Source organism: Novosphingobium sp. DS6-6, from assembly GCF_057784975.1.
In genome coordinates this window covers 24,000-48,461 of the sequence record NZ_JBYNTS010000016.1, presented here as the reverse complement: position 1 = coordinate 48,461, position 24,462 = coordinate 24,000, and the positions used below count along the sequence as shown (strand labels likewise).

Below are 24,462 nucleotides of genomic sequence, written 5' to 3'. Positions count from 1 at the left end.
CCAAGACCATCATCGCCATCAACAAGGACGAGGACGCACCGATTTTCCAGGTGGCCGACGTGGGCCTGGTGGCCGACATCTTCACTGCCGTACCCGAACTGGTGAGCAAGCTCTGAGCGGCACGGCAGGGTCATTTGGCCCTGCCGTGCTTTTTGGCGTGCGTTCCTGCCGCATCAAACGAGCGGCCGTCTTACGCCGTGACGATCAGTCGCACGGATCGCAGGGATCGCCGGCTTCCACAGTGACGCTGGCCTGGGTCTGGCGTACGCGGCTGCCCGGGGGAACGGAGCGGGTGAGCCAGACATTGCCGCCGATGACGGAGCAGCGCCCGATCGTGACACGGCCCAGGATCGTGGCGCCGGCATAGATCGTCACGTCGTCCTCGATGATCGGATGGCGTGGTTCGTCTTTCACCAGGCGGCCTTCTTCGTCGGTGCTGAAGCTGCGGGCACCCAGCGTGACGGCCTGATAGATCCGCACCCGCTTGCCGATGATTGCCGTCTGGCCGATCACCACCCCGGTGCCGTGATCGATGAAAAAGCGTTCGCCGATGGTGGCGCCAGGGTGAATGTCGATCCCCGTGCGGGAATGCGCGATTTCGGCAATGATCCGGGCCACTAGGGGCGCGCCCAGCTTGTAAAGTTCGTGCGCGACGCGGTGATGCAGCACGGCCGTGACAAAAGGATAGCACAGCAGCACTTCATCGACGCAGCGGGCTGCCGGGTCTCCGTCGAACGCGGCTTCGACATCGCTGTCGAGCAGGCGGCGGATTTCGGGAAGGCGCGCTGCGAGCGTGCCGACAATCCGCTCCACGTCGCTTTCGATCGTCGCGTCGTCATCCTGCGGATGGCTGTAATGCAGTTCCATGCGCACTTGCGCGGCGAGCAGGGGCAGCGCCGATTGCAGGCTGGCGGCGACGAAGATATCTTCGTTGGCGGCCGTCACTTCGGCCGGGCCGAGACGCAACGGAAAGAGTGCGGCGGCCAGAACATCGATGATCCGGCCCAGCGCATGGCGCGAGGGGAAACCGACGGCACCATAATCGCCCCGCTTGCTGCGGGCATCGCGCCAGTTTTCCCGCGCGCCGCGCAACCGTGCAACCACATCGTCGACGGCAAACGGCGGCTCGGGAAATTCCATCTCGGCCTTGCCCATATCCCTCATGTCCTTTTGTGCCAGAGGCAGCCTGGCCATGGCGCATCATATAGGATGGACCCCCGCCACGCAAAGGGGGGCAATGGCGATTGTCGCGGGGGGGCGGACTGTCCCGGGCCGCGGCGGCCGGTCACATCCTCGGTGCCAGCCCCGCTGCGGCCAGCCGCGCCGCAGTGGCATCGCCATGGGCAAAACGGGCCGCCTCGATCACCAGGTCCGGCTCAGGGCGCATCCCGGTGTAGAGCACGAACTGTTCGATCGCCTGCAGCACGATCACCTCCGCACCTGAAATCACAGGCTTTCCAGCCGCGAGGGCGATCGCGATAAACGGCGTCTGCGCCGGCTGGGCCACCACGTCGAAAGCCACCTCGGCGTCGGCGATCATGGCGGCGGGGAAAGCAAGGGCATTCTCGTCGCTGCCTTCCATACCCAGCGGCGTGACATTGACCAGCAGGGGTGCCCCGCCCGGTGGCAACTCCGGCGACCAGGCGAAGCCATAGCGCCGGGCAAGCGCCGGACCGGCGAGCGGATTGCGGGCGACGATCGTTCCTTGCGTGAAACCGGCATCGCGCAGAGCGGCCACCACGGCCTTGGCCATGCCGCCGCTGCCACGCAGCACGAAAGGCCGCGCCGGATCGGCAGGTCCGGCCTCCAGCAACTGGCGGCAGGCGGTATAATCGGTGTTGTAGCCGGTAAGGCATCCGTCGTCGTTGAGGATGGTATTGACGCTGTCGATCGCAAGGGCCGAGGGCTCCAGCTTGTCCAGCAGGGGAATCACGGCTTCCTTGAATGGCATGGAGATGGCGCTGCCGCGAATGCCCAGCGCGCGGATGCCCGCCACCGCCGCCGGCAGATCGCGCGTGGAAAAGGATTTGTAGATGAAATCCAGCCCCAGCGCTTGGTAAAGATAGTTGTGCAGCCGCGATCCGGCATTGCCGGGACGCCCGGAAAGCGACATGCACAGGCGCGTGTCGCGACCGATCGGGGGCTTTTCGGGCATGCAGGCTCCTGTCGACGGCACGCGGGAACGGTTTGCCTGCCATGCCGGAGGCGCGGCGGCAATCTCGGTATCTTGACAGGCCCGGTATCTTGACAGGCCCGGTATCTTGACAGGCCCGGTATCTTGACAGGCGATGCGGTTCGGTTCCCAAGGAAACCTGCAATCCAGCCTGGTGCCAACGACCATGAACCATTCGTGCGCGTTCGTGTTTGCCGAACGCAGCAACAGGGCCAAGCGATCCGACATCCTGACCAGGATCGCGCGCGGGCTGGCGCAGCAGGGATACCCGGTGTTCTTTTTCGAATCCGAACGCCATCGTGCGTCGGAGCGGATCAACGCCCGCCTGGCCCGGGCCTGGCCCGCGATTGCCCGAAGCACCGGCCTCGGCCACAGGCTGGATCGGCGCGTGCTGCGTTATGTGATCAAGACCTGGTTGGCCTGGGCCGGCGCGCAGCGGCGCGATTTTTTCAAAGCTGCCGTTCTGCCCCACTGGATGATCGCGGCGCAGGAACTCGATCGTTTCGTGCGCCGGATCCCGTTCGATCGCGTTGTGCTGATCACCCATTCCGCCGGCGGGATTGCCGCCACACGCATCGCCACCAATCCCAAGGTGGCCGGCATTGCCTGTATCGGATATCCATTCCGGCATCCCGAGCGAAACCGCGAGCCCTATCGGACCCGGCACCTGCGCGGCATAACCAGGCCATTGGTCGTGATCCAGGGGCGGCAAGACGCCTATGGGGGCGATCCGGCCGCGTCCGGCCGGTTCATGCCCGATACCGGCATCATCGTGTCGCTGGAAAGCGATCATGATTATCATGGGCTGGCAGATGCCCAATTCGCCACGGTGTGGGCAGCGGTGATGCGCCTGCACGAGGCGGCGATGCGGGCACCCTGAGGCAGCGGACCGGCGCCAACGGCATCGGGAAGCGATACCGCAGGCGCCGGCGCCTGGGATGGTCACGCCGTGCGCAGCGTGCCCTCTGCCAATGTCGTCTTCACGGGCACGAGATGCAGGCCGATGCAGGGACCGTTTATGGCCGTGCCGGTATCGAGCGTGAAATCGGCCCGGTGGCGCGGACAGAAGAAATGCGTACCCGCGTCGTTCAGCACCTTGTTGGGGCCGCGCAGATCGAGCGGCGATCCCATATGGGGGCAACGGTTCAGAAAAACGTCGATGCCATTGTCGTGGCGCCGGACGATCACGCTGGTATCGCCGAGCTTTGCGGTTATCACATCGCCGACTGCCATCGCGCCGGCGCCTTCGATCTCGGTGCCTGGCGCAATACCGTATTCGGCGTCGCCAAGGCTGACCGGCCGAGGCGGCGGAAAATCGTTCATGACACGAGCCATTATCAGTCTCCAGATAAAAATAAATTACATCAAAGGCATAACTTCGTTCGTGAAGCGCTCGATCGAACGATCCTTGCGCTCTCGCTGGTGTTCGTCGAATACGCCCATGCCGAAGCCGACGATCGTTTCCTGAAAACCCAGATCGCGGAAATCCTTCAGACCTTTGGCAATCTGTTCCGGCGTGCCGATCGTCAGGCCGTGCTCCGGTGGAGGGGGGAAGCCTTCTCCTGGCGCGCTGGCCATGTCGCCGGGGCTGCCCCCGGTCGATTCCATCACGGGATTGCGGCCGAGATGGCGCTGTTCGAGCATCATCTGCCGTTGCACCCAACCGCCGTAGGTCATCATGCTGCCCATCATGGATTGCACGGCCGACATGGTATCATCGCCCACTTCGACCATGACATAGGGGCTCGACCATTTCAGGCAGCGTTCCATCGTCTCGTCGTCATGGCCCGCCTCTTCCAGGCCGCGGCGGTACAAGTCCCACCACGCAATGAATTTCGGCCACGGGTCGCCGCCCATCAACACGGGGAACAGCAGAGCCGGCCAGCCGTTGCGCGCGGCCATGCGCACGCCCGATTCAGATTGGCAGGCCCGCTTGATGATCGGATGCGGGCGCGTGAGCGCGCGGGGCATGATCCGCCCCACCACTTTGCCGCGGTAGAGCCCGGTATCGAACTCGTAAGGCGTTTCGGCGGTCTTTTCCTCGTCCAGTTCCCACAGATCGAAGACCGTGTTGAGAATCTTGAGCGCTTCGTCGGCGGGTTTGATGTCGATGCTGATCCCGAAACCCATCTGTTCGAACGGGATGCCGCCCGAGCCGATTCCGAACACGAAACGTCCGTTCGACAGATTGTCGAGCAGATTGACGTCTTCGGCAAGATTGACCGGATGATGCAGAGGCAGCGTGGTGACCGACGTGCCGACAAAAAGGCGCTCCGTTTTCGCGGCGATATGAGTCAGCATCATGTAATTGTTCGAATAAGTCGAATAATTGCTGAAATGATGTTCGCCCAGATAAAAGCAGCGGAAGCCAGCCTTTTCGAGCGTCAGCGCATTGGCGACCAGATTATCGAGAATCGCCTTGTCTTGATCGGGGCTGGGCGAGATGGGCGACATATACGTAGAGAATTCCATCGTCTTTTCCTTTGTCGATGCCTGGTTTCAGCCGCCCATCTTGATCGCCTGATGCGAGATCAGGCCGTCTTTGAAAGAAAACGTCATGCGGATAGCGCCCATTGGCGTTTTCATGTCCATGACGATATCGTCACCTTCTATACGCGGTTCGGGCGGTGCCGCGGCGGCCGGGGCAGGCATCGAGGCCATCATCTTGAGGCCGTCGAGAATTTGCTTCCTGCCTTTTTGCGGCCCCATCGGGCTCTGAACAACGGCGTCTTCGGAAAAGCATGCAATCGCTGCTTCAAAGTCTTTCGCTGCGGTCGATGCCATGAAACGATTTACCAGTGCCAAATTGTCTTGCATTTACCCACTCCCTAATTGGCCGAAACAATGGACTGGATATTTGCCGCTGTAGAAAAAACTATCCAGACTTAAAAATCGGCCAGAGGAGTTAATAATTCGAATTATAATCGCAATGGCCATTGACATTACGATAATTGGCAGGGCACCTATCGCGACCACACTGCAAACCAGCAGTCGCCCGCGTCTCGGGATTGGCTTACCGGGCAGCCCGCGTGCCGAAACGCAGGGTGGCGCGCAGTCCGGAGGGCGCCGGATTTCCGGCGATATAGGTTGGCGCACCTGGCGATCCGTAAAGGGCCAGGCTATCGCCAAACGCCACAAAATAGTTGCGGTCGAAAAGGTTGCGGGCAAAGAACGTGACGCCGAACCGGCCATTGTCGACACCGATATCGGCATTGACGATCGTGTATGGCGAGCGTCGCCCAGCCGCTTCCCAGTTCGGTCGCGTCCTGCGCCGGCGCGCCGGCACCGCCCGCCAGATTGCGCTGGAACCCGTCACGTTTCAGATAGGTGCCCGAGGCACCAAGGAACAGGGCGTCGCGCACGATCGGCCCTTCAATGCTGCCGCGAACGCGATAGGCATCATAGTTGCCATATTTGCCCTCGAAACGCGCGCCGAACGTGTTGCCGGGCTTGCGGGTGGTTTAGCTGATCGCCCCTGCTATTGTATTGCGGCCGAACAGCGTTCCCTGGGGGCCGCGCAATACTTCAATCCGTTCCATGTTCGAGAAATCGAGATTGGCAAGCGAGCGCCCGCCGTAATAGACGCCGTCGACATAGACGCCGTCGACATAGACGCCGACGCTTTCGGGCTGACCGATGATGATGCCGGCCGAAGATATGCCGCGCAGCGAGATCTTGACATCATTGGAAGAGCGCCCTGCATCGACTTGCAGATTGGGTGTCAGTTGCGCGATGTCCGCCGCGTTGCGGATGCCGTGCGCCTCGATCGCTTCTGCCGTAATCGCCGTGATCGCGATCGGAACATCCTGGCGACCTTCCGCGCGTTTCTGTGCTGTCACAATAATGTCTGGCACTTTTGTGGCGCTTGCTTCGTTGTCAGCAGCTTGAGCTGTGACACTACCCGGATTTGCAAAAGTAGCCGTCGAAAGCAGACAGGCCGCTATGCGCGACCTCTGGCACCGAAAATTTTCATCGGTATCCTCCCCTCCTGCAGTGCTTGGGACATTTTACGTCTCAATACCTTGCAGACACATCAGGATGCCGCGATGAACTTTGCCAAACAAATTCATTTCCCCGCCTGGTCCGGCGCCGGTGTCGCGCGCGCAAGCGCTGCCAGCGCCATGATGCTGGCAGCGTTGACGAGGGCATGCAGGGGGCCTGCGTCAGAACGTGGCGATCAGTGCGGTACTGACATAGGTGGTATCCGGTGTGTGCGGGGCATTGGGGGCGGTTGACAGAAATCGCCCTTTCGGCATCCAGAAAGCGTTGATTTCGGTCAGCAAGGACGCCGGGAGAAGCCAGTAGCGCACGCGACCGTCGATCTGATGTCCGGCAAAGGAGCCCGATTTTCCGCCGGGATCGCGGACGCCGGTGGAGGCGAACGAATCGGTCCTTTCCGCAAGCCACATCGGTCTGTAGGAGAGGAACGCGTCCAGGCGTTTGTGCGGCGCGATTTCCGCGCGCACCCCGGGGCTGTCGATATTGCTGCGGCCAATTGCGGCGAGTACCCCGGCAGGGCTGAAATCGGCGCGGCGCATGCCGAACAGCGTATCGAACCGGCCATAGGAACGGCTGGGTCCGTCGCCGCTCGCACGGTCGTATTCGATGGACAGGCGCAGCCGGGCAGGCCCGGGAAACATGTATCCCGCATCGGCGTGAATGAACCAGGCACCGACATCGAGCCGACGCGCATCCGGCCTCAGGCTTTCGCTTACGGTGCCGAACTGCCAGGCCCCCTCGATTTCGAAATCGGGCTTTCCCGCTTTGGGCTCGCGGATCAGGCGGGCAGCGACGGTGTGCAGATTGCGGTCGCGGGTTGCCAGTAATGGGCTGTCATGTTCCTGCAGACGGAAATACGATGCTTCCGCGGTCGCGCCGAGCAGGGTTCTGGGGCGCCAGACCAGCCCGCCCCACAAGCGCAGATCGAAGCTTTCCTTGTCGAGCGCGGCACGGTTGGCAAGCACCGAGGCCTGGTCCCCGGGCGTGCGGATCTGGGGCAGGGTATAGATCAGCGTGGCGCGGATGCCCTCAGGCATTTTCAGATCGGCGCGCAAGCCGGTGTAGCCATTGGTGGTGTTGCGATAGTCGTCCGCCGCCACCAGCCGGCGCGAGCCGAGGTTCAGGATGAAACGGCCGGCCTCCACCGTGGCTTTGACGCCTTTCACCGGCGCGAAATCCACCGCGACATAGCCCTGCACAGGTTCGAGCGCATTGACATCGTTTGCACTGATGGAACTGCCCGGCCGGCCAAGCCATGCCCGGCTGTCGAACATTTCGGCTCCGAGGCGGACGTTCGGTGCCGGCCTGTATTCGATGGCGAGAGTCGTCCGCAAGGCGATCTGCCGGTCTGTCGGCGGCAGGTTGATCCGCGGCTGACCCGTCAGCGTTTCATAGCGCAAGCGCAGGCTGCCGCTGACCGTCAGGTTGTCAGGATTGCCCAGCAAGGCTTGCAGGTGAGGTGCCTCGGCACGGGCGTGATGAACGACGCCGGAAAACAAGCAAAGCGCCGCAGCGAAAGATTGGCTGAACGACTTCAAGATACGCTCCACCGCAGCCAAAAGACCGATCAATGAAGCAACACTTGAGCGCGCGCTGCGCTTTACCGGGGGGTTGCTCTGCCCCGGCGCTGTTCGCTGATGCAACATTGCCAGAAAGAATTCAAGCGGTGCCGACGTCCTTCGCGCATCGATGCCTGACCCACGCCGAGCATCGGGATTCGACCGCAAGAAGCGGGACGTCCGCTCCCGGGATTCCGGGATAATCGGCCGGAAAGGAAAACGAAATGCACAGACCACACGAACTCGTCATACTGCTTTCAGCGCTTTTCAGCGGTCTGCCCGCCGATGCCCAAACGGTTGCCTATGCCGTCAGGCCATCGGAAATCCGCTGGCAGGCCGCCGCACCGAACGGCACGCAGTTCGCATTGCTGGAAGGTGTGCGGGACAAAACCGGAAAGGCATTTTCCTATGCATTCCACATACCGGCAGGCGTCTGGGATTCCCCGCACTATCACACTGCCGATGCGCGCGTTTTTGTCGTGCAGGGTGCGTTAAGAATCGGTTTTGGGGCCGTTGGAGACCGGTCGGCAACGCAAACCTACCGCGCGGGAAGCTATCTGATCGTGCCAGCGGGGACGGTCCATTTCGACGGCGCTGACGAAGACACGATCATCATCGGCACGGCCACCGGCCCATGGTCTACGGTATATGACGACAACAGCCGTCCGGCGTCCGCGGGAACGCCCGTCGGATCGGAAAAACCCTGACTTCCCGGGGGGGGCCGCAAGCTGATCGATCGCGGATCGCAGCAGTTGCCGACGCGCCATTGCCGGGTGCGGAGCAGCCGTCTGGTCTGGTGGCCTGCGATCAGGGCGCGCCGGGCCAGAAGCAGGCCCGGGCCGCTCCGTCGGCGCTTCTGGAGTTCCAGTAGCATGCTTGATCGGCGCATCGTCACCTTCTGGCTGCCGTGAGTGTCGCCGTCTACCGTTGGCGTTTCGGAATTGTCACGCTTGCGGACATCGCCCGGATCGCCTGGTTTTGCTGGCGTCGCGGCCTGCACCGCAGCCTTGCCAAAGAGCGATTCCAGGTTGCGGCCGCGCCCCCTGGAATCACGTCTGGTTTCATCCGCTGGCAGTGCCGAGCCGGCTGCCGGTGTTACGCGACGAACGGCGACTCGGCATCGACCCGGTGGAACTGTGCGTTGCCGACTGGTTCGACCGGGCGGGTACCTTGCGGGCTTTGCTCTTCCTCGCCCGCGAGTTGTTCGTTCACCGCACCGGTCACTTCATCCTTGGCCCGCATGGCAAGGTCGCGGGCTTTTTCGCCTACGCCAGACAGTTTTTCCTGTTCCGGTTCCGTCAAGGGCACGATTGTTCCCAGGAGAGTCCCGATCGCCGCTGCGGCGAGGCCTCCGACCAGCGGATTGTCCAGGAAGATCTCGCGGGCTCGCGTGCTGGCCGTGCCGGCCGCATTGCTCACCGACGCCACGCCGAAGCGGGTCTTGTCACTCACCGAGCTGGCAATCTGGCCACCTTGGTCGGCCAGGGCCTGGCGTTTTTGACCAAGCGTTTCGGTCAATCCGTCCAGGCGCTGGCGCCAGCCCGCTTCATCCTCGTCGTGGCGGCGCTCGCACATGAAGAAATTGCCCCGGGCAATATCGCGACGGCGCTGGTAGCTGGCCAGATCTTCGCCATCGCGCCATTCGACTTGTTGCATATGCGCCACATAGTCTCGGTGGGGAAAGTCCTGCTCTGGCTGCTGGTGCGATCTGTCCCGCCGGAACGACGGCAGTTTCGCATCGTGCTCGCTGACCAGCCAGATCCCGCCGCAGGCGATCATCGCCAGCGCGACGGGATTGCGGCGTGCGCCGTCGAGCAGCATGCGCCCGTCGACGTTGCCGCTTTCGGCTTTGTCGAGCAGCGCGTTCAGCAGGTTGCGGGGCGTCAACTGGTCTCCGATCCGGTCAACGGTGCGGCTCATTTCTTCCTGCGTCCGCCGGATGTCCTGCTCGATGGCGGCGGGATCGTGGGTTTGGGTGGTGTCGGTCATGCGTGGTGCTCCGGGTTCAGGTCGCCGCGCACCGCCTGGGGCGTGCGGGCAAGGGTTTCACGGCTGCGGTCCGGGGTAAGCTGGGTGCTGTTCATTTTGCTGCGCGCGGCGGCGTACATCACCAGGGCGACCAGCAGTGTGGCCCCGCCGACGATAAGGACGCCGAGCTTGAGATCGTCGAGAGCATCGCCCAGCAGATAGCCAAGCCCCATCAGCACGACGCCGAGCCCGGCAATGCCGACCACCGCCGCGCCGATCAGCGCCGCTATCCCGGTTTTGACTTCGGTGGCGGACTGGTGGAGTTCGGCTTTGATGAGTGCCAGTTGCTGCTCTGCCAGATGCGCGCCTTGGCCCGTCAACTGGCGGATGAGATCCAACAGATTGTCGTTGCCTTCGGGTTGGCCGGTCACATGCGGTGCTTCCGTCGGAAAAGTGCGCGTGTCGGTCATGACAACGATGCTCCGGCGGACGAGGCAGGCGATGGCGCGTAAGTGCCCGCAAACGATTGCGGCGTTCCGCGTTCCTGCTCCTGACGGGCAGAGGTTGCGGCCGTGCCGCTGCTGGCGCCCGCCTGCATCACGCGCGCTGCCGCAAATCCGGCAAAGGCGCAGGCGGCCAGGAAGCTGCCCGGATGGTTGCGCGCGATTTGCTGGACTTCGCTGGAAATCGTGCGCGCATCCTTGTGCTCGACCGTGTCCGCCAAATTCTGTGCGGCTCTGGCCGCGCTTTCGAATGTCGCGCGCAACCACGACGGTCCTTCCTGTCCAAGCTCTCTGCCGGCGCGGTCCAGCGCTGAAGATACGGCCTTGACCTGTTGCGACGCGCCGCCTTTGCGGGCGTCGATTTCACCATAGAGCCGCTGTTTGGCGTTTGCGGCGATAGTGCGGGTGTCGTCGCGCAGGGCGTCGCCCAGATTCCCTTGCTCGCTCGTTGTAACTGCCATGCTTGATCTCCTGCATTGCATTTCCCGTCGCAATGGTCTCGGGATGCAGGCAGTTCCGTGGCTGTATCCTGCGTTGCTTTGAATGCCGCTATATCGGGCGAAGAGGCGACATATGGCGATCCGCCAAGCCCCTTCCGATAGTTCCGACCCCGCAGGTGGGGCAGGCAAAATGTTTTATATCTAGCGATTTCGCCACGCCGGCATCGGAAGTAGGCCGCGCCCGGCCGCCTCGTTGCAAGCACCAGTTGACTTTCTGCAACATATGCCATCGCCGTTCGGTTACAGGTACTTACCCCCCTCTTGCGCCAACCGGGAGTCCTGTCTAGAAGGCCGCCCGCCGGGCCGGACGATGTACTATGTCGGTCCATTCGAAATATACTGTCCAGTTTGCATCCGCTGAGGTCACTCTCGAATGATTTCTAGTGATACGTATGCCGTCATTTTGGCGGGGGGCCTTGGCACGCGACTAGGTGAGGAGACGAGCGTCCGTCCCAAGCCGATGGTCGAGATCGGCGGCATGCCGATAATCTGGCACATCATGAAGATCTATTCCGCTCACGGCGTGAAAAACTTCATTATCTGCTTGGGTTATAAAGGTTATGTCATCAAGGAGTACTTCGCAAATTACTTTTTGCATTTGGCAGACGTGACGATCGATCTTGCCGCGAACACGACCGAGGTTCACCGCAATCGCAACGAGGGTTGGCGCATCACGCTTGTCGACACGGGACTGGAGACGATGACCGCAGGTCGCTTGAAGGCGATCCGTCAATACCTGCCCGACGGTAAGCCGTTCTTCTTTACCTATGGTGATGGCGTTGCCGACATAGACGTGAAGAAGCTTTATGAGTTCCACTGCGCGCACGGCGGCAAGGCCACGGTTACGGCCGTGGCGCCGCCGGGACGCTTCGGCGCGCTCAATTTCGTCGACCACCAGGTGACAGGCTTTCGCGAGAAGCCAGCGGGCGACGGCGGGCTTATCAATGGTGGCTTTTTCGTCGCCGACCCTTCCGTGCTCGACGATTATGTCGAGGGGCCAGCGATCACCTGGGAACGTGAGCCGATGGAGCGGCTTGCCAGCGCCGGCGAACTTTACGGTTACCATCACACCGGCTTCTGGCAGCCCATGGATACATTGCGCGACAAGCTCCATCTCGAGGAACTTTGGAACAAGGGTGCGCCTTGGAAATGCTGGTAGATCCGGATTTTTGGCGCGGGCGCCGCGTTTTCCTGACCGGACATACTGGCTTCAAGGGCGCGTGGCTGGCGCTCTGGCTTGCCGAACTGGGCGCCGAGGTGACGGGCTTTGCGCTGCCGGCAGAGGATCCGAGCCTGTTTCGACAAGCACACATCAACCATCTCGTCGACAGCGTCGAGGGCGATATCCGCGATGCGGCCCTTGTCGAGAAGGTCATGCTGCAAGCGCGCCCCGAGGTCGTGTTTCACCTTGCGGCCCAGCCGCTGGTGCGCTTGTCTTACGACGAGCCGTGCGAAACCTTCGCTACCAACGTACAGGGCACGGCACATGTGCTCGATGCCTGTCGCCGCCAGCCGGGTCTGAAGGCTATTGTCGCAGTGACAAGCGACAAGTGCTATGAAAACCGCGAATGGGTATGGCCCTACCGTGAAACCGATCCCCTCGGCGGGCATGATCCATACAGTGCGAGCAAAGCCGCGGCCGAGATCGTCATTGCCTCGTGGCGCAAGTCGTTCTTCAATGACTCGGCGGGCGCCCTGCTTGCTTCGGTACGAGCGGGCAATGTGATCGGCGGCGGCGACTGGGCCAAGGACAGACTGGTTCCGGACATCGTCCGTGCGGTGGTGGCGGGTCGGCCGGTGGTGATCCGCTCGCCCGGCGCATTGCGGCCCTGGCAGCATGTTTTCGAGGCGCTGGGCGGCTATCTCCTCATCGCGCAGCGGCTCGCCACGGGCGATGCCTCGGTCGCCTCCGCATGGAATTTCGGTCCTTCGCCGGGCGACGCGCGGCCCGTGCTGTGGATCGTCAAGCGCATGATCGAGCGCTGGGGCCGGGGCTCCTACGAGGTGGTCGAGGACAGCGCCAAGCACGAGGCGAAGCTTCTCACGCTCGATTGTTCCAAGGCGTACGCGGACCTTGGCTGGCGACCAAGCTTTGATCTTGGCACGACTATCAACCATATCATCGATTGGCATCAAGCCGTCGCGAACGGTGCGGATGCCCTTTCCATCTCTCGCGGTCAGCTCGCTTCCTACCAGGCGCTGATGAACGCCACGCTATCAAAAGAAAGTGAATCTGCATGAACCGGCCAATCCCTTCGGGCCCCCAGGAATTGCGCGATCTCAGCGAGGCGGAATTCCGCAACCTGATCGTCGATCTCGTCGGGCAGTATGCCGAGGTGCACCATGCGCCCAAGGCCTTCGTGCCGGGTAAGAGCGTGGTTCCGGTGTCGGGCAAAGTCTATGGGCCCAAGGACATGCAACTGCTTGCCGAGAGCGCGCTCGACTTCTGGCTGACCACCGGTCGCTTCAACACCGAGTTCGAAGCACGCCTCTCGAAGTATATCGGCGTCGATCACGCATTGACCGTCAACTCGGGATCGTCGGCGAACCTCGTTGCGTTCTCGACCCTCACCAGCCATTACCTGCGCAACGATGCGCTCAAGGCTGGTGACGAGATGATCACCGTCGCCACGGGCTTCCCGACCACCATCAACCCGTCGCTGCAGTACGGGATCGTGCCGGTGTTTGTCGACGTCGACATCCCGACCTACAACATCAAGCCCGAGATGATCGAGGCGGCGGTCACCGAGAAGACCCGCGCGATCATGATCGCACACACGCTCGGCAACCCTTTCGACGTGGCCGAGGTGATGCGCGTAGCCGAGAAGTACAACCTCTTCGTGGTCGAGGACTGCTGCGACGCGCTCGGCGCGACTTACGACGGCAAGCATGTCGGCACCTTCGGTCACATGGGAACCCTGAGCTTCTATCCCGCGCACCACATCACCATGGGTGAAGGCGGCGCGGTTTTCACCGACAAGCCCCGTCTGAAGCGGGTGATGGAATCCATGCGCGACTGGGGTCGTGATTGCTGGTGCGCGCCGGGGGTAGACAATACCTGCGGCAAGCGGTTCTGCCGCCGCCTCGGCGACCTGCCATTCGGCTATGACCACAAGTACACTTACAGCCACTGCGGCTACAATCTGAAGATCACGGACATGCAGGCTGCGGTCGGTCTTGCGCAGATGGACCGCCTCGAGGACTTCGTGGCCGCCCGCCGCCGCAACTTCAAGCTGATCACCGAGCTGCTGCGCCCGCTGGAGGACGTGCTGATCCTTCCCGAGGCGACCCCGCGCTCGGATCCGAGCTGGTTCGGCTACCCGATCACCGTTCGCGAGGGGGCAACCTTCACGCGCGACGATGTCGTCAAGCACCTCAACGACATGAAGATCGGGACTCGTCTTCTGTTCGGCGGCAACATCACGCGGCAGCCCTACATGAAGGCCCGCAACTATCGCGTAGTCGGCGAACTCACCAATTCCGACATCGTCACCGAGCGCACTTTCTGGGTCGGGGTCTATCCGGGGCTCGGTGAGGCCGAAATCGGCTACATGACTGACACCATCACCAAGTTCGTGCGGCGCTGAGGATAGCTCCAATCCATTCGGGACAGTCAGACATGTTGAACTTCGACAGAATTTCCGGGCTCAAGGGCGAATTCGAAGCAGAGGCCCTGGCGCGCGACACGCTCGCCGCCGAGGTCGTCTTCGCCGCGCGGCATGGCGTCGGATACCTGGTCAAGATCGGTGGATGCGAGGCCAAGGCCGACATCCGTTTTCTTCATCAGATCGGAGTCCGCCAGGTCGTCGCACCGATGATCGAGAGTGGTTTCGCCATGCACAAGTACATGGCGATGCTCCCCGAAGGCGCGTTCGACCATGTCGGCGTGACCGTCGAGACACGCAATGCGGTCGAACGGATCGAAGAATTGCTCGACGCGGGCACCGAGCTGACCGAGGTGACGGTCGGGCGTTCCGATCTGACGGCGAGTTTCGGCGGGCAGGGCGTGGAATGCGACCAGACGATCGCTATGGTGAAACATGTTGCGCGCGCGGCGGGACGGCGTGGCCTGCCCACCACCATGGGGGGCACCATCAGCACGGCGACCCGTACCTTGCTGGAGCAGGATGCTGAGCTTCGTGATCTCGTCGCGGCGGTGGAAACGCGCAAGTGCATCATGGCTACCGAGGATTTCTTGGAAGAGGGTGCGCTTGCCGATGCGTTTGCGGTAGAGACCGCGCTGCTCGAACTCCAGTCGCGCTACCACGGTGCCATCGCTACAGCAGCCGACGATCGGCTGGTCCAGATCCGAGCGCGGATGTAACGCGATGGACGTCCTTTTCATTCTCGATTTCGACGGCGTGCTGTTCAACAGCGCCTACGAGGCATATACCGTCTCGAAGAGAGTAGTGGCCGGCAATGATCTCTACCGGCAAGACGTCGACTACGAGGAATTCCTCGGGTATCGCACCGTCGTCACGGATGCCTGGCAATACCGCCGCCTGTTCTCTCGCCACGCTTTTACCGCGCGCGATACCCTGCCGCACGTGACAGCAGAACAGGAGGACTGGGATTTCGCGCGCGATTTCTTCGCGGCACGCGCTGAGTTGATGGCGGACGAAGAGTGGCCCAAGCTGATGCCGCCCTATGATTTCTTCCTGCGCCTGAAGCCGCTGCTCCTCGCCCATCCCGACCAGTTCGCGATTCTGTCGACCCGCAACGTAAAGTCGATCAGGCAGACCCTGGCATTCCACGACGCCGACGTTATTCCGGTGTTCGGGCAGGAGGACATCCGGCGGTGCGGTAGCAAGCTGGCGGTCGCGCGCGAGAACGGCTGGCTCGAGAAGGGCGTGCACCTCGCGGTATATCTCGATGACATGAACAGCCATCTCGAACCCTTCGAGGGGGCGGTGCACCTGCCGCTTCATGCCGACTGGGGCTATGACCGCTCGACGCCTGGCAGCCTGTCTGATCACCAGGTGATGACGATCTTCCGCTCGCTGCTTGCCCTGTCCAACAACCAGAGCGAAAGAAGCGCGGCATGAAATACTCCGATCAGATCGGCGCCTGGCTGGCTGCGGCAGGCTATACGCATTACTTCTACGTCGGCGGGGGCAACATCATGCACCTCACCGAGAGCCTCGACCGTTATCTTATCGGAATTCCGGTGGTGCATGAGGTCGCCGCCGGCATCGCGGCCGAGTATTTCAACCTTGTCGCCGCACCTGCCAAGGCGCTGGCGCTCGTCACCGCCGGGCCGGGACAGACCAACATCGTTACGGCCATCAGCGGTGCGTGGCTGGAAAGCCGCGAACTGCTGGTGATTGGCGGGCAGGTGAAGACCGCCGATCTTGCGCGCGGCCAACTGCGTTCGCGGGGGATCCAGGAGATCGACGGCGTGGCCTTGATGCAGTCCACGACCAAGCTTTCGATGCGGCTCGAGCAGCCGGTATCGGCAGCCGAGTTCCTCGCGATGATCGAGCCGAGCTGGACTCCGCGCAAGGGACCGGTGTTCATCGAATTCCCGCTGGACGTGCAGGCCGCGCAGCGGAACGAGGAACCGCTTCCGGCAATCCCCGCCCCGGTTCTTGCCACGGCAAGCGCAGAAACGGTAGTCGAAGTGGCGCGGCTCTGGAATGGTGCCGAGCGCCCAGTGCTGCTAGTCGGCGGTGGGATCGAACTCGCCACAATGGACGCGCTGCGGAAAACTCTCGATGCGCTCGCCCTGCCGACCATGACGACTTACAACGGCGCCGACCGCATCGATGGCGAGGCGCCCTATTACCTTGGCCGCCCCAACACCTGGGGCCAGCGCAGCGCCAATATCGTCATCCAGAAAGCGGACCTCATCGTCGCACTCGGAACGCGACTAGGGCTCCAGCAGACCGGGTTCAACTGGCAGGAATTCGGGCGTGAGGCGAAGGTCGTCCAGGTCGAGATCGACCCCGCGGAGCTGGCCAAGGGCCATCCACGCGTTGACATGGCCATCAATGCCGATGCGAACGACTTCCTGCGGCGTATGCTGGAGCAAGGGGTGCAGTCCAAGCCCGAATGGCTGCGCCAGGCGCGTCGCATTCGCGCCGCCGTGCCGCGAGTCGAGGCGGTCAACAACACCGGGCAGGGCTACCTTTCGCCTTACGACTTCATCGTCGGGCTCGAAACCTTGACCAACGAAAAGGATCTGGTGATCCCCTGCTCGAGTGGGAGCGCCTTCACGCTGTCGATGCAGCTTTTCCAGCAGAAGCTCGGCCAGCGGCTTATCACCAACAAGTCGCTTGCCTCGATGGGCTATGGCCTGTCGGGGGCGATCGGCGCGGCGATCGCGGGCAAGGGGCGGCGCACCATCCTTATCGAGGGCGATGGCGGGTTCGCGCAGAACCTGCAGGAGCTGGGCACCGCGCGAATCAACGACCTGAACCTCAAGATGTTCATCTTCGATGATCAAGGCCACGCCTCGATACGCATGACGCAGAAGAATTATTTCGGCGGGAAGTATCTGGGCTGTGACACTCGCTCAGGCCTCGGATTGCCGTCGTGGGACAAGTTGTTCGCTGCCTGGGACATCCCGGTGATGCGCCTGCCGGTTAACTTCACCCAGGATGCCGACTTCCTCGCCGCGATGGCAGGCCAGGGGCTTCACGCTTTCATCGTTCCGGTGGATCCCGAACAAACCTACTTCCCGAAGATCAGCAGCCGGGTGACCGAGAGCGGATCGATGGAGTCCAATCCGATCGATCGGATGACGCCAGAAATCGATTATCTCTCTCCCCTCGGCATCGCATGATTTGCCCATGCGTGAGCTTCCCGATCTGACTTCAGCGACGGCGCTTGATCCAGCGGCAATTGCGGGCCTCAAGGCCGATGGGCGCCGGATCGTGATCGTCGGAGCGGGCGGCTGGATCGGGCGCGCCGCAATGCGCGGTCTTCATACGGCCTTGGGCAGGGAGGCTTTCGCCACTCGGGTCGTGGCTTTCGGATCCTCGGCCCGAATCATCGATCTCCTGGACGGCATAAGCGTCGAACAGCGCCCGCTGAGCGAACTGGCCGAACTACCTTCCCAGCCGACGGTGCTCTTTCACCTTGCTTTTCTGACCAAGGACAAGGTCGCGGGGATGGACCGGGATGAATACTGCGCAGCCAATCGCGCGCTTTCGGCAGCCGTCTATCGCGCGCTCGATCCGATCGGCGTCGACCGGGTGTTCGTCGCGTCCTCCGGCGCCGCTGCTTACGCGGACGATCCGGAGGCAAGCGAGGATCTGCGTCTTTATGGTGCGCTCAAGCGAGAAGACGAGGATCGCTTCGCCGGCTGGGCAGCGGCTGACACCTCAAGGCGAGCCATAATCACGCGCATCTACAGTCTGTCCGGCCCCTATATCAACAAGCACGACACATATGCCCTGGCGAGCTTCATCATTGACGCCTTGGCCAATCGCCCGATCGCCGTTCATGCACCGATGCGAGTGGTGCGCAGCTATGTCGCAATCCGTGAACTTGTGTCACTGGTACTCGTTCAGTCTCTGCAGGGATCAGGTTACTCCGTCTACCGATACGATAGCGGCGGACTGCCTTTGGAACTGGCCGAGGTCGCTGCTGAAGTAGCGCTACAGCTGGGCGGGAGCGTCGAGCGCGCGCCCGTCACCGTGGACAACGACAACGTCTATGCCGGCTCTCCCGAGCCTTATGCCTCGATGCTGAAAGCTGCGGGCATCTCAGCTGTGTCGCTAGGGCAACAGATACGCGAGACGACCGTTTCGCTCGCCTACCAGTGCGATTCGGGCTGACATGGCGTGCAGGAATGACTACCACGCGTACCAACCGAGCGGGAGCATGCAGTAGTCGCACAGCTCACCCTTGAACGCACCTCCCGCCGTTGTCATCGATCCTTTGCGAGTCCCTATGTTTCGTATCAATCTCGCCACGTTCATCGCATGCCTCGCGCTCAGCGCCCTACAAGCCCCGGTGCTTGCGCAGACTGTTCCGGACGCGAGCGAGACGGATCGTGACCGTGCCGCGCGCTCGGATCGTGAATCGCAAACTCCCGAAGCGTCGCGAAGCAATAATGAGCCTGAGCGTTCAACCGCCTTCGAACCATCGCGCATTCGCGACGAGGCGATGCGCCGCGAGGAACAGGGCGACGACCGCGCCCGCGGCACGGTTCTCGATCGCTCGCCGGCCGCACTTCGGGTGGCGCAACCGAACGAGTTCGAGCTCTATGTGGCGCGCGTTATCGGGCGGCCCCTCAAGCGTTTCGGAGCCGACCTCGTTCTTCCGAGCGATCGCGATTTCGCACGCGCAGCTGACGCGACGATCCCGTCTGATTACCGGATCAACGTCGGCGACACGATTTCGATCTCTCTCACAGGATCGGCCGAGGGAAGCGTGGAGCGCACGGTCGACCAGAATGGGAGGATATTCTTGCCCTCCGTCGGGGAGATCCAACTCGCCGGCGTCCGTCAGGGCGATCTGAAAAGCGTCCTGATGCGCGCGATCGGCACGCAGTTCCGCAACTTCCGTGTCGGTGTGCGCACCACGCAGCTGCGCGGCCTGCGGGTTTTCGTCACAGGCTTCGCGGTGAACCCTGGCGCCTTTTCGGTGGGCAGCCTGTCGACCGCATTCAACGCTATTCTCCAGGCCGGTGGCCCGGCATCGGGCGGCAGTTGGCGCAGTGCCAAGCTCGTGCGAAACGGCGCGGAGATCGCGAATATAGATCTCTATGAAATCCTGATCAACGGCAACCGGTCGCTCGATGCGGTGCTCGAGAACGAGGATGTGATCGTCATCCCGCCGACAGCACCGCAGATCGCGGTGTGGGGTAGCGTGAGACGCGAAGCCGTTTTCGAGCTGCGCGGCGGTGAAACGATCGCGGATGCCTTGCGCATGGCTGGCGGGGCCGACGAACTTGCCGAAACGACCCGCGTGATCGTCTATAGCACCGATCTTGACGGAACACCGGGGCCCAGGGTGGTTCCGGCTGCGGAACTGGCCACGGCGCGAGTGCGCCCCGGGGACATAATTCAAGTCCTGCCCGAAGGGAACCTCGTACGGTCGGTCGATCGCCAGTCCGTGCTTGTGCGGATCGAGGGCGAGGTAGCCAAGCCCGGCAACTATTACGTGATGCCCAATACGCCACTGCCCGACCTGCTGCGGCTTGCCGGCGGGCCAAGTCCGCGCGCCTTTATCTTCGGCACCCAGTTCAAGCGTCAGAGCATTATGGAGCAACAGAAGAAGAGCTTTGAGGAAGCACTGAATCTGTTCGAACTGGCACTCGCAACGGCACCGCTCACGAGCGACAGCAGCATCAACAGCGGACGGGCTGAAGCCCAGTTGCTTGCCGCCCGGGCCACGCTCACCAAGTTGCGTGAGGCGCAGCCTGACGGCCGTCTTGTGCTTGAGCTGCAACCCGAAGCGCAAGGCCTGCCGGGCAATCTGCTGCTGGAAAACGGCGATCGACTCCTGATCCCGCCCCGGCCAACCAGTGTTGGGGTGTTCGGCGCCGTCTATCGCCCTGCCTCTTTCCAGCTCGACGAATCAAAGCCGCGTCGCATCCGCGACTATCTCGAGCTGGCTGGAGGAATGATGCGCGCTGCCGATCGGGGTGATATCTTCGTGGTTCGCGCCAATGGCAGCGTCCTGACCCGATCCGGGGGAGCGCTCAAGGCTCGGGCGCTGCCCGGTGACGTGGTTTTCGTGCCGGTGCGCACGCAGACCCGGGACATTCTCGCCAAAATTGCCCAGGTATCGACCATTCTGTTCCAGTTCGGCATTGCAGCTGCTACCGTGGCGGCGATCGACTGATGACCCCGCGCCACTCCGCCATCGGGCGTCTCGCCGCTCTGCAGCCTCTCGATCGGTTCTGGAAGCGGGCGGTGCTGTTTGGCCTGCCGGCGGCCGTTCTGCTGACCTTTTCGGTGTTTCCCGAAAAATTCCGGGCAGAAGCGACGCTTACCCCTGCCGATCCGTCAACCCTTGGGCTCTCGGACACGCTTGGACAATTGGGTGCGCTCAACTCGGTATTCGGCAAACAGGCCGATGTTGAGGTGGCATTGAGGATCGGGACGAGCATCTACACCCGCGACAAGGTGATCGACAAGCTCGGCCTCGAAAAGCGGCTGGGCATGGCGCGGATCGATCTGCACCGCTGGCTCGAAGACAAGTTGGTGATGCGTTCCCTCAGGGGAGGCATCATCCTTATCCAGATGGACAGCACCGATCGCAGGCTCGCGCAGGATATCGTTACCGCTTTCACTGACGCGACCCGTTACGAGCTGGCGCAGATTACTTTGCGGCAGACAAACTACAAGCGCGTAGTGCTCGAGAAGCTGGTTGCCGATGCTGGTTTGCGGCTATCCAAGGCGCAGTCGCAGTTCGATGATTTCCGTTTACGCAATGGCTATTCCGACCCCGGACGTTCGGTTCAGATCCTCGGCGAAAAGGTCCCGAGCTTGCGCGCCGCCATTGACGAGACCGACCGCAAGATCGCGGCAGCAAGCCGGATGTTCACGTCCGACAATATTACGGTGATTCAACTTCAGGCGGATCGCGACGCGCTTCAAGCGCAGCTGCGCCTGGCTCTCGACAGCCGCCCCGCGAGCCAGTCCGGTACCGTCGGCGAGGCGGTTAATGTATCGACTAAGATCTTCGAGCTGGAACGGGAACTCAACCTTTCACGTTCGCTTTACGCCAATTACCTTCGCTATCTCCAGGGCACGACGGTTGAGGAGTTGACCTCGACAGCGAATATCCGCCTGCTCGAGCAGCCCTACGTCTCGACTGAGCGGCAATACCGCTGGCCGCTAGTGACGGCCGCGCTCGCGCTGGTCCTGTTGTGGATTGCGATCGAGTTCTACCGTCTGCGGCCGCCGCTCGGTGCGCAAGTATCGCCGCGCCGCATGCGCACATCAAGCGACGATGTTCGGGAGGCAAGTGAGTGAGCCGCGGGGATTATGACCTCGTGACCGCGCCCGAGGTGACGGTGTGCATTGCCTGCCGCAACGAGGAGGAGAATGCCGAAGCGATAGCAGCCGCGGTGATCGCCGAGATGGAGAGCGTCGACGCGCAGTTCGACATCATCTTCATCGACAACGAATCCTCCGATCGTACCGTGGAAATCGTGAAGGGGATGTGCGCCCGCGATCCGCGCATCAAGCTGATCGTCAACACGCGCAATTTCGGTCAGATGCGTTCGCCCACGCACGCCATTTACGAAGCGGGCGGCCGCGCGGTCATCTCGATGTGCGCCGATTTCCAGGACTCACCCGCGCTGCTGCCGGAATTCGTACGCCGCTGGCGGGCGGGAACCCCGATCGTGTTGGGGGTGCGCAAGATCGAGAAGAGCGGCATGATGCTGAGCTTCTTCCGCAATCTTTCCTACGGCCTCCAGCGCCGGTTCGGCGACTATCCGGTGATTCCCAACGCCACCGGCTTCGGCATCTACGATCGCAGGGTCGTCAATGCGCTGAAGCGACTCAATGAACCTGAACCCTTCGTGCGCGGCATGCTGGTGGAAACCGGATTTAAGATCGAGACGATCCCCTTCGATCGTCCGGCACGCGCCGGAGGCCGCTCGAAGAACAACTTCTTCACGCTGCTCGATTTCGCTCTCAATGGTTTGGCGGGGTCCTCGAAGGGCATGCTGCGTGCGCCACTCTATGTGGCTTTCCTGTTCGGCCTGATCACCTTGGCGAGCCTTGCGGGCGCAGCCTTGTCGCCGCTTTGGAACGGTTCGTGGCAGTTCTGGCTGTTCGCCGCGCTGCTGGAAGGCCAGATGACGTTGACCTTCCTGTTCTTCGGTCTGCTTGGAGTGCAGGTCGGGCTGATCTCGGAACGGACCCGGAACCAGCCGCTGGTGCTTGAGCGTGAGCGGGTGAATTTCCCGCCCGAATACACTTGCGAGGGCTGACATGTCGCAGGCTTCGCCTAATCCGTCATCCCACCCAGGCCGGTGGATCGATTGGTGGCAGTTGCTGCGCTACTACCAAGCCGGGATTATCAACACACTATTCGGCTATGGTTGCTTTGCCGCACTGGTCTGGTTGGGGCTCGACATGTTCGTCGCGCAACTGGTCAGTCATATACTCGGCACAATATTCAATTACCTGACCTACAGCCGCTACACCTTCCGCGAAGAATCCGGCTCGCTCGTGCGTTTCGTGCTGTCGTACGCTGTCAATTATCTGCTCAGCCTCGGCTCACTATGGGCGTTGTCGCATGTAATGAAATCGCCTTACTTGGCAGGGCTGCTGTCGATAATTACTGTGTCTGTCGTTAATTTTGCGATCCTCAAGCGTTTTGTTTTTCGCGCCTCGATCAGCCAAGATTCATGCTAAAGCGATACTGGCAAAACGGGCTTGTCGTCGAGTGGCTGCTGGCCGGGATGATATTGCTCAGCATCGTACGCACAATATGGTTCCTGCTAACGTTCCAATATCTACCCCCGCCTTTCTTCTACGAACCGGGCGACGTCCACGGGGACTGGTTCAATACGAGCTTCTGGGCCCGCCACCCTGATGGCGCGTTCGATACGTGGACCACCCTATATCCCCCGCTTTCCTTCTTGATTCTCCGAGTTCTCAGCATCGGTACGTGCTACCCGCGGGTGCGCGGGTTCGAGGCGAGCCCCGGCTATGCTGCACGCGATTGCGATTGGTTGGGGCACGTCGCGATCTACGGCTTCTGGGTTCTGGGCGCGGTGCTGACGTATCTCGCGCTGCGCCGCTTCGATGCAAGGCGCGCGGCCCCGCGGACAATATGCGTGGCGCTTGGCTGGCCGATGCTCAACGGCGTCGAGCGTGGCAATCTCGTTCTGATTGCCTTTCCGCTGTTCCTGCTCGCAGTAATGCCGCTTGTGCGGTCGGCGCGTGCACGCTGGATCTTCGCGGCCATGGCCATCAATCTCAAAGTATATCTAATCGCGCCTTTTACTGCTCAGCTCATCATGCGTCGGTGGCGCTGGGTCGAAGGTGCGCTGATCACAACGATCATCATCTACCTCGCAAGCTTTGCGATGTTCGGTGCAGGGACGCCGTCTGAAATCTTCCGAAATCTCTCCGCTTGGAGCCAGAACACGATCACCAACCCACTCGATTTCTGGCCAGCGACGACCTACCAGGGACTTACCTCGTTGCTGGAAAGCAAGGACGAGATCTTCCCGGCCTTGCTGATCGTCGGATCACGCTCGATCGAAACTTTACCGGTCGTTATCATGATCGTTCTCCGCGCAACACAGGCAGTGCTGCTGCTCGCGATGGCAGCAACATGGTTGCGCCCCGAAGTTGTGACCCGCTATCGCGTCTACCTTTTGGGGACACTGTTCGCGCTCGTTACCACAGAAGGAGGGGGGTACACGCCGGTATTCTGGATCGTGCTTGTGATGGTCGAGAAGTGGCAGGGGATCGGCCCGCGCTTTGCGATCATCTGCTGCTATTTTATGGCTTGTTCCTACGATATCTCCATCTCGAATATCGCAACCTTGGAACGCTACAGCTACATCTTCGACAGGCCTGTGATTGTAGAAATGAACCTCACAGTGTGGCCGTTATTGCGTCCGCTACTTGTCCAGCTGATCGCTATCGCCCTAGCGTGTTCGACATTGCGCACAGTGTGGATCGACGTTCGCCATCAAGGCTGGGCGGGGCGCTGGCGGTATCGCGATGACGCACCACTGCTGCCGTGGGTAAAAGCGCCCGTTGCCAGCGAGGAACGATCGATCGACAAATGAGCCACGCAGGGACCGAGGGAGCTCTATCCGCGCTCGTCACGCG

At 61.9% G+C, this 24,462-nt stretch carries 25 protein-coding genes and 1 pseudogene; 15 read left to right on the top strand and 11 right to left on the bottom strand.

Annotated elements, in window-relative coordinates; translation table 11 throughout:
- Positions 1–116, top strand: a pseudogene (locus tag AC3EDY_RS15045) (electron transfer flavoprotein subunit alpha/FixB family protein); the annotation flags it as partial.
- An 88-nt stretch (positions 117–204) separates the two neighbouring features.
- Here the strand turns inward: AC3EDY_RS15045 and epsC are convergent.
- Positions 205–1,164: a serine O-acetyltransferase EpsC gene (gene epsC, locus AC3EDY_RS15040; RefSeq protein ID WP_488573314.1), complete on the bottom strand. Its 960-nt coding sequence runs from the start codon at positions 1,162–1,164 to the stop codon at positions 205–207.
- Between the two features lie 121 nt (positions 1,165–1,285).
- On the bottom strand, positions 1,286–2,155 hold the full coding sequence (locus AC3EDY_RS15035) for a shikimate 5-dehydrogenase (RefSeq protein WP_488573313.1): 870 nt from the start codon (positions 2,153–2,155) through the stop codon (positions 1,286–1,288).
- Positions 2,156–2,339: 184 nt separating this feature from the next.
- Between AC3EDY_RS15035 and AC3EDY_RS15030 the strand changes: the two genes are divergently transcribed.
- Entirely contained in the window at positions 2,340–3,053 is a 714-nt protein-coding gene (locus tag AC3EDY_RS15030; RefSeq protein WP_488573312.1) for an alpha/beta family hydrolase, read from the top strand.
- Between the two features lie 62 nt (positions 3,054–3,115).
- Here AC3EDY_RS15030 and AC3EDY_RS15025 read toward each other — a convergent pair whose 3' ends face one another.
- The 6 genes from AC3EDY_RS15025 to AC3EDY_RS15000 form a co-directional block, all read right to left on the bottom strand.
- Positions 3,116–3,496, bottom strand: a complete 381-nt coding sequence (locus AC3EDY_RS15025) for a Rieske (2Fe-2S) protein (RefSeq protein WP_488573311.1) — start codon at positions 3,494–3,496, stop codon at positions 3,116–3,118.
- A 36-nt stretch (positions 3,497–3,532) separates the two neighbouring features.
- A complete protein-coding gene (locus tag AC3EDY_RS15020; RefSeq protein WP_488573310.1) occupies positions 3,533–4,645 on the bottom strand; it encodes an LLM class flavin-dependent oxidoreductase in 1,113 nt (370 codons plus the stop codon).
- Between the two features lie 27 nt (positions 4,646–4,672).
- On the bottom strand, positions 4,673–4,990 hold the full coding sequence (locus AC3EDY_RS15015) for a nuclear transport factor 2 family protein (RefSeq protein ID WP_488573309.1): 318 nt from the start codon (positions 4,988–4,990) through the stop codon (positions 4,673–4,675).
- A 196-nt stretch (positions 4,991–5,186) separates the two neighbouring features.
- On the bottom strand, positions 5,187–5,489 hold the full coding sequence (locus AC3EDY_RS15010; RefSeq protein WP_488573308.1) for a hypothetical protein: 303 nt from the start codon (positions 5,487–5,489) through the stop codon (positions 5,187–5,189).
- A gap of 145 nt (positions 5,490–5,634) precedes the next feature.
- Complete coding sequence (locus AC3EDY_RS15005) at positions 5,635–6,012, bottom strand: TonB-dependent receptor plug domain-containing protein (protein WP_488573307.1); 378 nt, start codon at positions 6,010–6,012, stop codon at positions 5,635–5,637.
- Between the two features lie 324 nt (positions 6,013–6,336).
- The gene (locus AC3EDY_RS15000) at positions 6,337–7,671 is read right to left on the bottom strand and encodes an alginate export family protein (protein WP_488573306.1); all 1,335 of its coding nucleotides are present in this window, start codon (positions 7,669–7,671) and stop codon (positions 6,337–6,339) included.
- 284 nt (positions 7,672–7,955) lie between these two features.
- Here AC3EDY_RS15000 and AC3EDY_RS14995 point away from each other — a divergent pair, with 284 nt between their 5' ends.
- Entirely contained in the window at positions 7,956–8,438 is a 483-nt protein-coding gene (locus tag AC3EDY_RS14995; protein WP_488573305.1) for a cupin domain-containing protein, read from the top strand.
- A 388-nt stretch (positions 8,439–8,826) separates the two neighbouring features.
- On the opposite strand, the gene AC3EDY_RS14990 is transcribed toward AC3EDY_RS14995, so the two are convergent.
- Genes AC3EDY_RS14990 through AC3EDY_RS14980 form a run of 3 tightly spaced genes read right to left on the bottom strand, consistent with a single transcriptional unit; the run spans position 8,827 to position 10,663 of the window.
- Complete coding sequence (locus AC3EDY_RS14990; protein WP_488573304.1) at positions 8,827–9,720, bottom strand: DUF3618 domain-containing protein; 894 nt, start codon at positions 9,718–9,720, stop codon at positions 8,827–8,829.
- Complete coding sequence (locus tag AC3EDY_RS14985) at positions 9,717–10,169, bottom strand: phage holin family protein (RefSeq protein WP_488573303.1); 453 nt, start codon at positions 10,167–10,169, stop codon at positions 9,717–9,719. The genes AC3EDY_RS14990 and AC3EDY_RS14985 overlap by 4 nt, the downstream gene beginning before the upstream one ends.
- Positions 10,166–10,663 carry a hypothetical protein gene (locus tag AC3EDY_RS14980; RefSeq protein WP_488573302.1) on the bottom strand — a complete coding sequence of 166 codons (498 nt, stop codon included), beginning with the start codon at positions 10,661–10,663 and terminating at the stop codon, positions 10,166–10,168. The genes AC3EDY_RS14985 and AC3EDY_RS14980 overlap by 4 nt, the downstream gene beginning before the upstream one ends.
- Before the next feature lie 412 nt (positions 10,664–11,075).
- Between AC3EDY_RS14980 and rfbF the strand changes: the two genes are divergently transcribed.
- From rfbF to AC3EDY_RS14920, 12 genes are all read left to right on the top strand, one after another.
- On the top strand, positions 11,076–11,861 hold the full coding sequence (gene rfbF, locus AC3EDY_RS14975) for a glucose-1-phosphate cytidylyltransferase (RefSeq protein WP_488573301.1): 786 nt from the start codon (positions 11,076–11,078) through the stop codon (positions 11,859–11,861).
- On the top strand, positions 11,852–12,943 hold the full coding sequence (gene rfbG / locus AC3EDY_RS14970; protein ID WP_488573315.1) for a CDP-glucose 4,6-dehydratase: 1,092 nt from the start codon (positions 11,852–11,854) through the stop codon (positions 12,941–12,943). The genes rfbF and rfbG overlap by 10 nt, the downstream gene beginning before the upstream one ends.
- Entirely contained in the window at positions 12,940–14,289 is a 1,350-nt protein-coding gene (gene rfbH / locus AC3EDY_RS14965; RefSeq protein WP_488573300.1) for a lipopolysaccharide biosynthesis protein RfbH, read from the top strand. Before rfbG ends, rfbH begins: the two co-directional genes overlap by 4 nt.
- A gap of 32 nt (positions 14,290–14,321) precedes the next feature.
- Positions 14,322–15,026: a hypothetical protein gene (locus AC3EDY_RS14960; RefSeq protein WP_488573299.1), complete on the top strand. Its 705-nt coding sequence runs from the start codon at positions 14,322–14,324 to the stop codon at positions 15,024–15,026.
- Positions 15,027–15,030: 4 nt separating this feature from the next.
- Positions 15,031–15,747: a hypothetical protein gene (locus AC3EDY_RS14955; RefSeq protein WP_488573298.1), complete on the top strand. Its 717-nt coding sequence runs from the start codon at positions 15,031–15,033 to the stop codon at positions 15,745–15,747.
- The gene (locus AC3EDY_RS14950) at positions 15,744–17,486 is read left to right on the top strand and encodes a thiamine pyrophosphate-binding protein (protein WP_488573297.1); all 1,743 of its coding nucleotides are present in this window, start codon (positions 15,744–15,746) and stop codon (positions 17,484–17,486) included. The genes AC3EDY_RS14955 and AC3EDY_RS14950 overlap by 4 nt, the downstream gene beginning before the upstream one ends.
- A 7-nt stretch (positions 17,487–17,493) precedes the next feature.
- Complete coding sequence (locus AC3EDY_RS14945) at positions 17,494–18,483, top strand: NAD-dependent epimerase/dehydratase family protein (protein ID WP_488573296.1); 990 nt, start codon at positions 17,494–17,496, stop codon at positions 18,481–18,483.
- A 115-nt stretch (positions 18,484–18,598) separates the two neighbouring features.
- Positions 18,599–20,497 (top strand): SLBB domain-containing protein, encoded by a 1,899-nt coding sequence (locus AC3EDY_RS14940; protein ID WP_488573295.1) that lies wholly within the window; start codon positions 18,599–18,601, stop codon positions 20,495–20,497.
- Positions 20,497–21,633, top strand: coding sequence for a GumC domain-containing protein (locus AC3EDY_RS14935; protein ID WP_488573294.1), 1,137 nt, complete (start codon positions 20,497–20,499; stop codon positions 21,631–21,633). The genes AC3EDY_RS14940 and AC3EDY_RS14935 overlap by 1 nt, the downstream gene beginning before the upstream one ends.
- Positions 21,630–22,601, top strand: coding sequence for a glycosyltransferase family 2 protein (locus tag AC3EDY_RS14930; protein WP_488573293.1), 972 nt, complete (start codon positions 21,630–21,632; stop codon positions 22,599–22,601). Before AC3EDY_RS14935 ends, AC3EDY_RS14930 begins: the two co-directional genes overlap by 4 nt.
- A 1-nt stretch (position 22,602) precedes the next feature.
- Entirely contained in the window at positions 22,603–23,028 is a 426-nt protein-coding gene (locus AC3EDY_RS14925; RefSeq protein WP_488573292.1) for a GtrA family protein, read from the top strand.
- Positions 23,022–24,419, top strand: coding sequence for a hypothetical protein (locus tag AC3EDY_RS14920; RefSeq protein ID WP_488573291.1), 1,398 nt, complete (start codon positions 23,022–23,024; stop codon positions 24,417–24,419). The genes AC3EDY_RS14925 and AC3EDY_RS14920 overlap by 7 nt, the downstream gene beginning before the upstream one ends.
- The last annotated feature ends 43 nt before the right edge of the window (positions 24,420–24,462 follow it).

Bases quoted from the DNA above. Each gene is read 5' to 3' on its own strand.
- epsC (WP_488573314.1), bottom strand. From the start codon at position 1,164: ATGAGGGATATGGGCAAGGCCGAGATGGAATTTCCCGAGCCGCCGTTT.
- AC3EDY_RS15035 (WP_488573313.1), bottom strand. From the start codon at position 2,155: ATGCCCGAAAAGCCCCCGATCGGTCGCGACACGCGCCTGTGCATGTCG.
- AC3EDY_RS15030 (WP_488573312.1), top strand. From the start codon at position 2,340: ATGAACCATTCGTGCGCGTTCGTGTTTGCCGAACGCAGCAACAGGGCC.
- AC3EDY_RS15025 (WP_488573311.1), bottom strand. From the start codon at position 3,496: ATGAACGATTTTCCGCCGCCTCGGCCGGTCAGCCTTGGCGACGCCGAA.
- AC3EDY_RS15020 (WP_488573310.1), bottom strand. From the start codon at position 4,645: ATGGAATTCTCTACGTATATGTCGCCCATCTCGCCCAGCCCCGATCAA.
- AC3EDY_RS15015 (WP_488573309.1), bottom strand. From the start codon at position 4,990: ATGCAAGACAATTTGGCACTGGTAAATCGTTTCATGGCATCGACCGCA.
- AC3EDY_RS14995 (WP_488573305.1), top strand. From the start codon at position 7,956: ATGCACAGACCACACGAACTCGTCATACTGCTTTCAGCGCTTTTCAGC.
- AC3EDY_RS14990 (WP_488573304.1), bottom strand. From the start codon at position 9,720: ATGACCGACACCACCCAAACCCACGATCCCGCCGCCATCGAGCAGGAC.
- AC3EDY_RS14985 (WP_488573303.1), bottom strand. From the start codon at position 10,169: ATGACCGACACGCGCACTTTTCCGACGGAAGCACCGCATGTGACCGGC.
- AC3EDY_RS14980 (WP_488573302.1), bottom strand. From the start codon at position 10,663: ATGGCAGTTACAACGAGCGAGCAAGGGAATCTGGGCGACGCCCTGCGC.
- rfbF (WP_488573301.1), top strand. From the start codon at position 11,076: ATGATTTCTAGTGATACGTATGCCGTCATTTTGGCGGGGGGCCTTGGC.
- rfbG (WP_488573315.1), top strand. From the start codon at position 11,852: ATGCTGGTAGATCCGGATTTTTGGCGCGGGCGCCGCGTTTTCCTGACC.
- rfbH (WP_488573300.1), top strand. From the start codon at position 12,940: ATGAACCGGCCAATCCCTTCGGGCCCCCAGGAATTGCGCGATCTCAGC.
- AC3EDY_RS14960 (WP_488573299.1), top strand. From the start codon at position 14,322: ATGTTGAACTTCGACAGAATTTCCGGGCTCAAGGGCGAATTCGAAGCA.
- AC3EDY_RS14955 (WP_488573298.1), top strand. From the start codon at position 15,031: ATGGACGTCCTTTTCATTCTCGATTTCGACGGCGTGCTGTTCAACAGC.
- AC3EDY_RS14950 (WP_488573297.1), top strand. From the start codon at position 15,744: ATGAAATACTCCGATCAGATCGGCGCCTGGCTGGCTGCGGCAGGCTAT.
- AC3EDY_RS14945 (WP_488573296.1), top strand. From the start codon at position 17,494: ATGCGTGAGCTTCCCGATCTGACTTCAGCGACGGCGCTTGATCCAGCG.
- AC3EDY_RS14940 (WP_488573295.1), top strand. From the start codon at position 18,599: ATGTTTCGTATCAATCTCGCCACGTTCATCGCATGCCTCGCGCTCAGC.
- AC3EDY_RS14935 (WP_488573294.1), top strand. From the start codon at position 20,497: ATGACCCCGCGCCACTCCGCCATCGGGCGTCTCGCCGCTCTGCAGCCT.
- AC3EDY_RS14925 (WP_488573292.1), top strand. From the start codon at position 22,603: ATGTCGCAGGCTTCGCCTAATCCGTCATCCCACCCAGGCCGGTGGATC.
- AC3EDY_RS14920 (WP_488573291.1), top strand. From the start codon at position 23,022: ATGCTAAAGCGATACTGGCAAAACGGGCTTGTCGTCGAGTGGCTGCTG.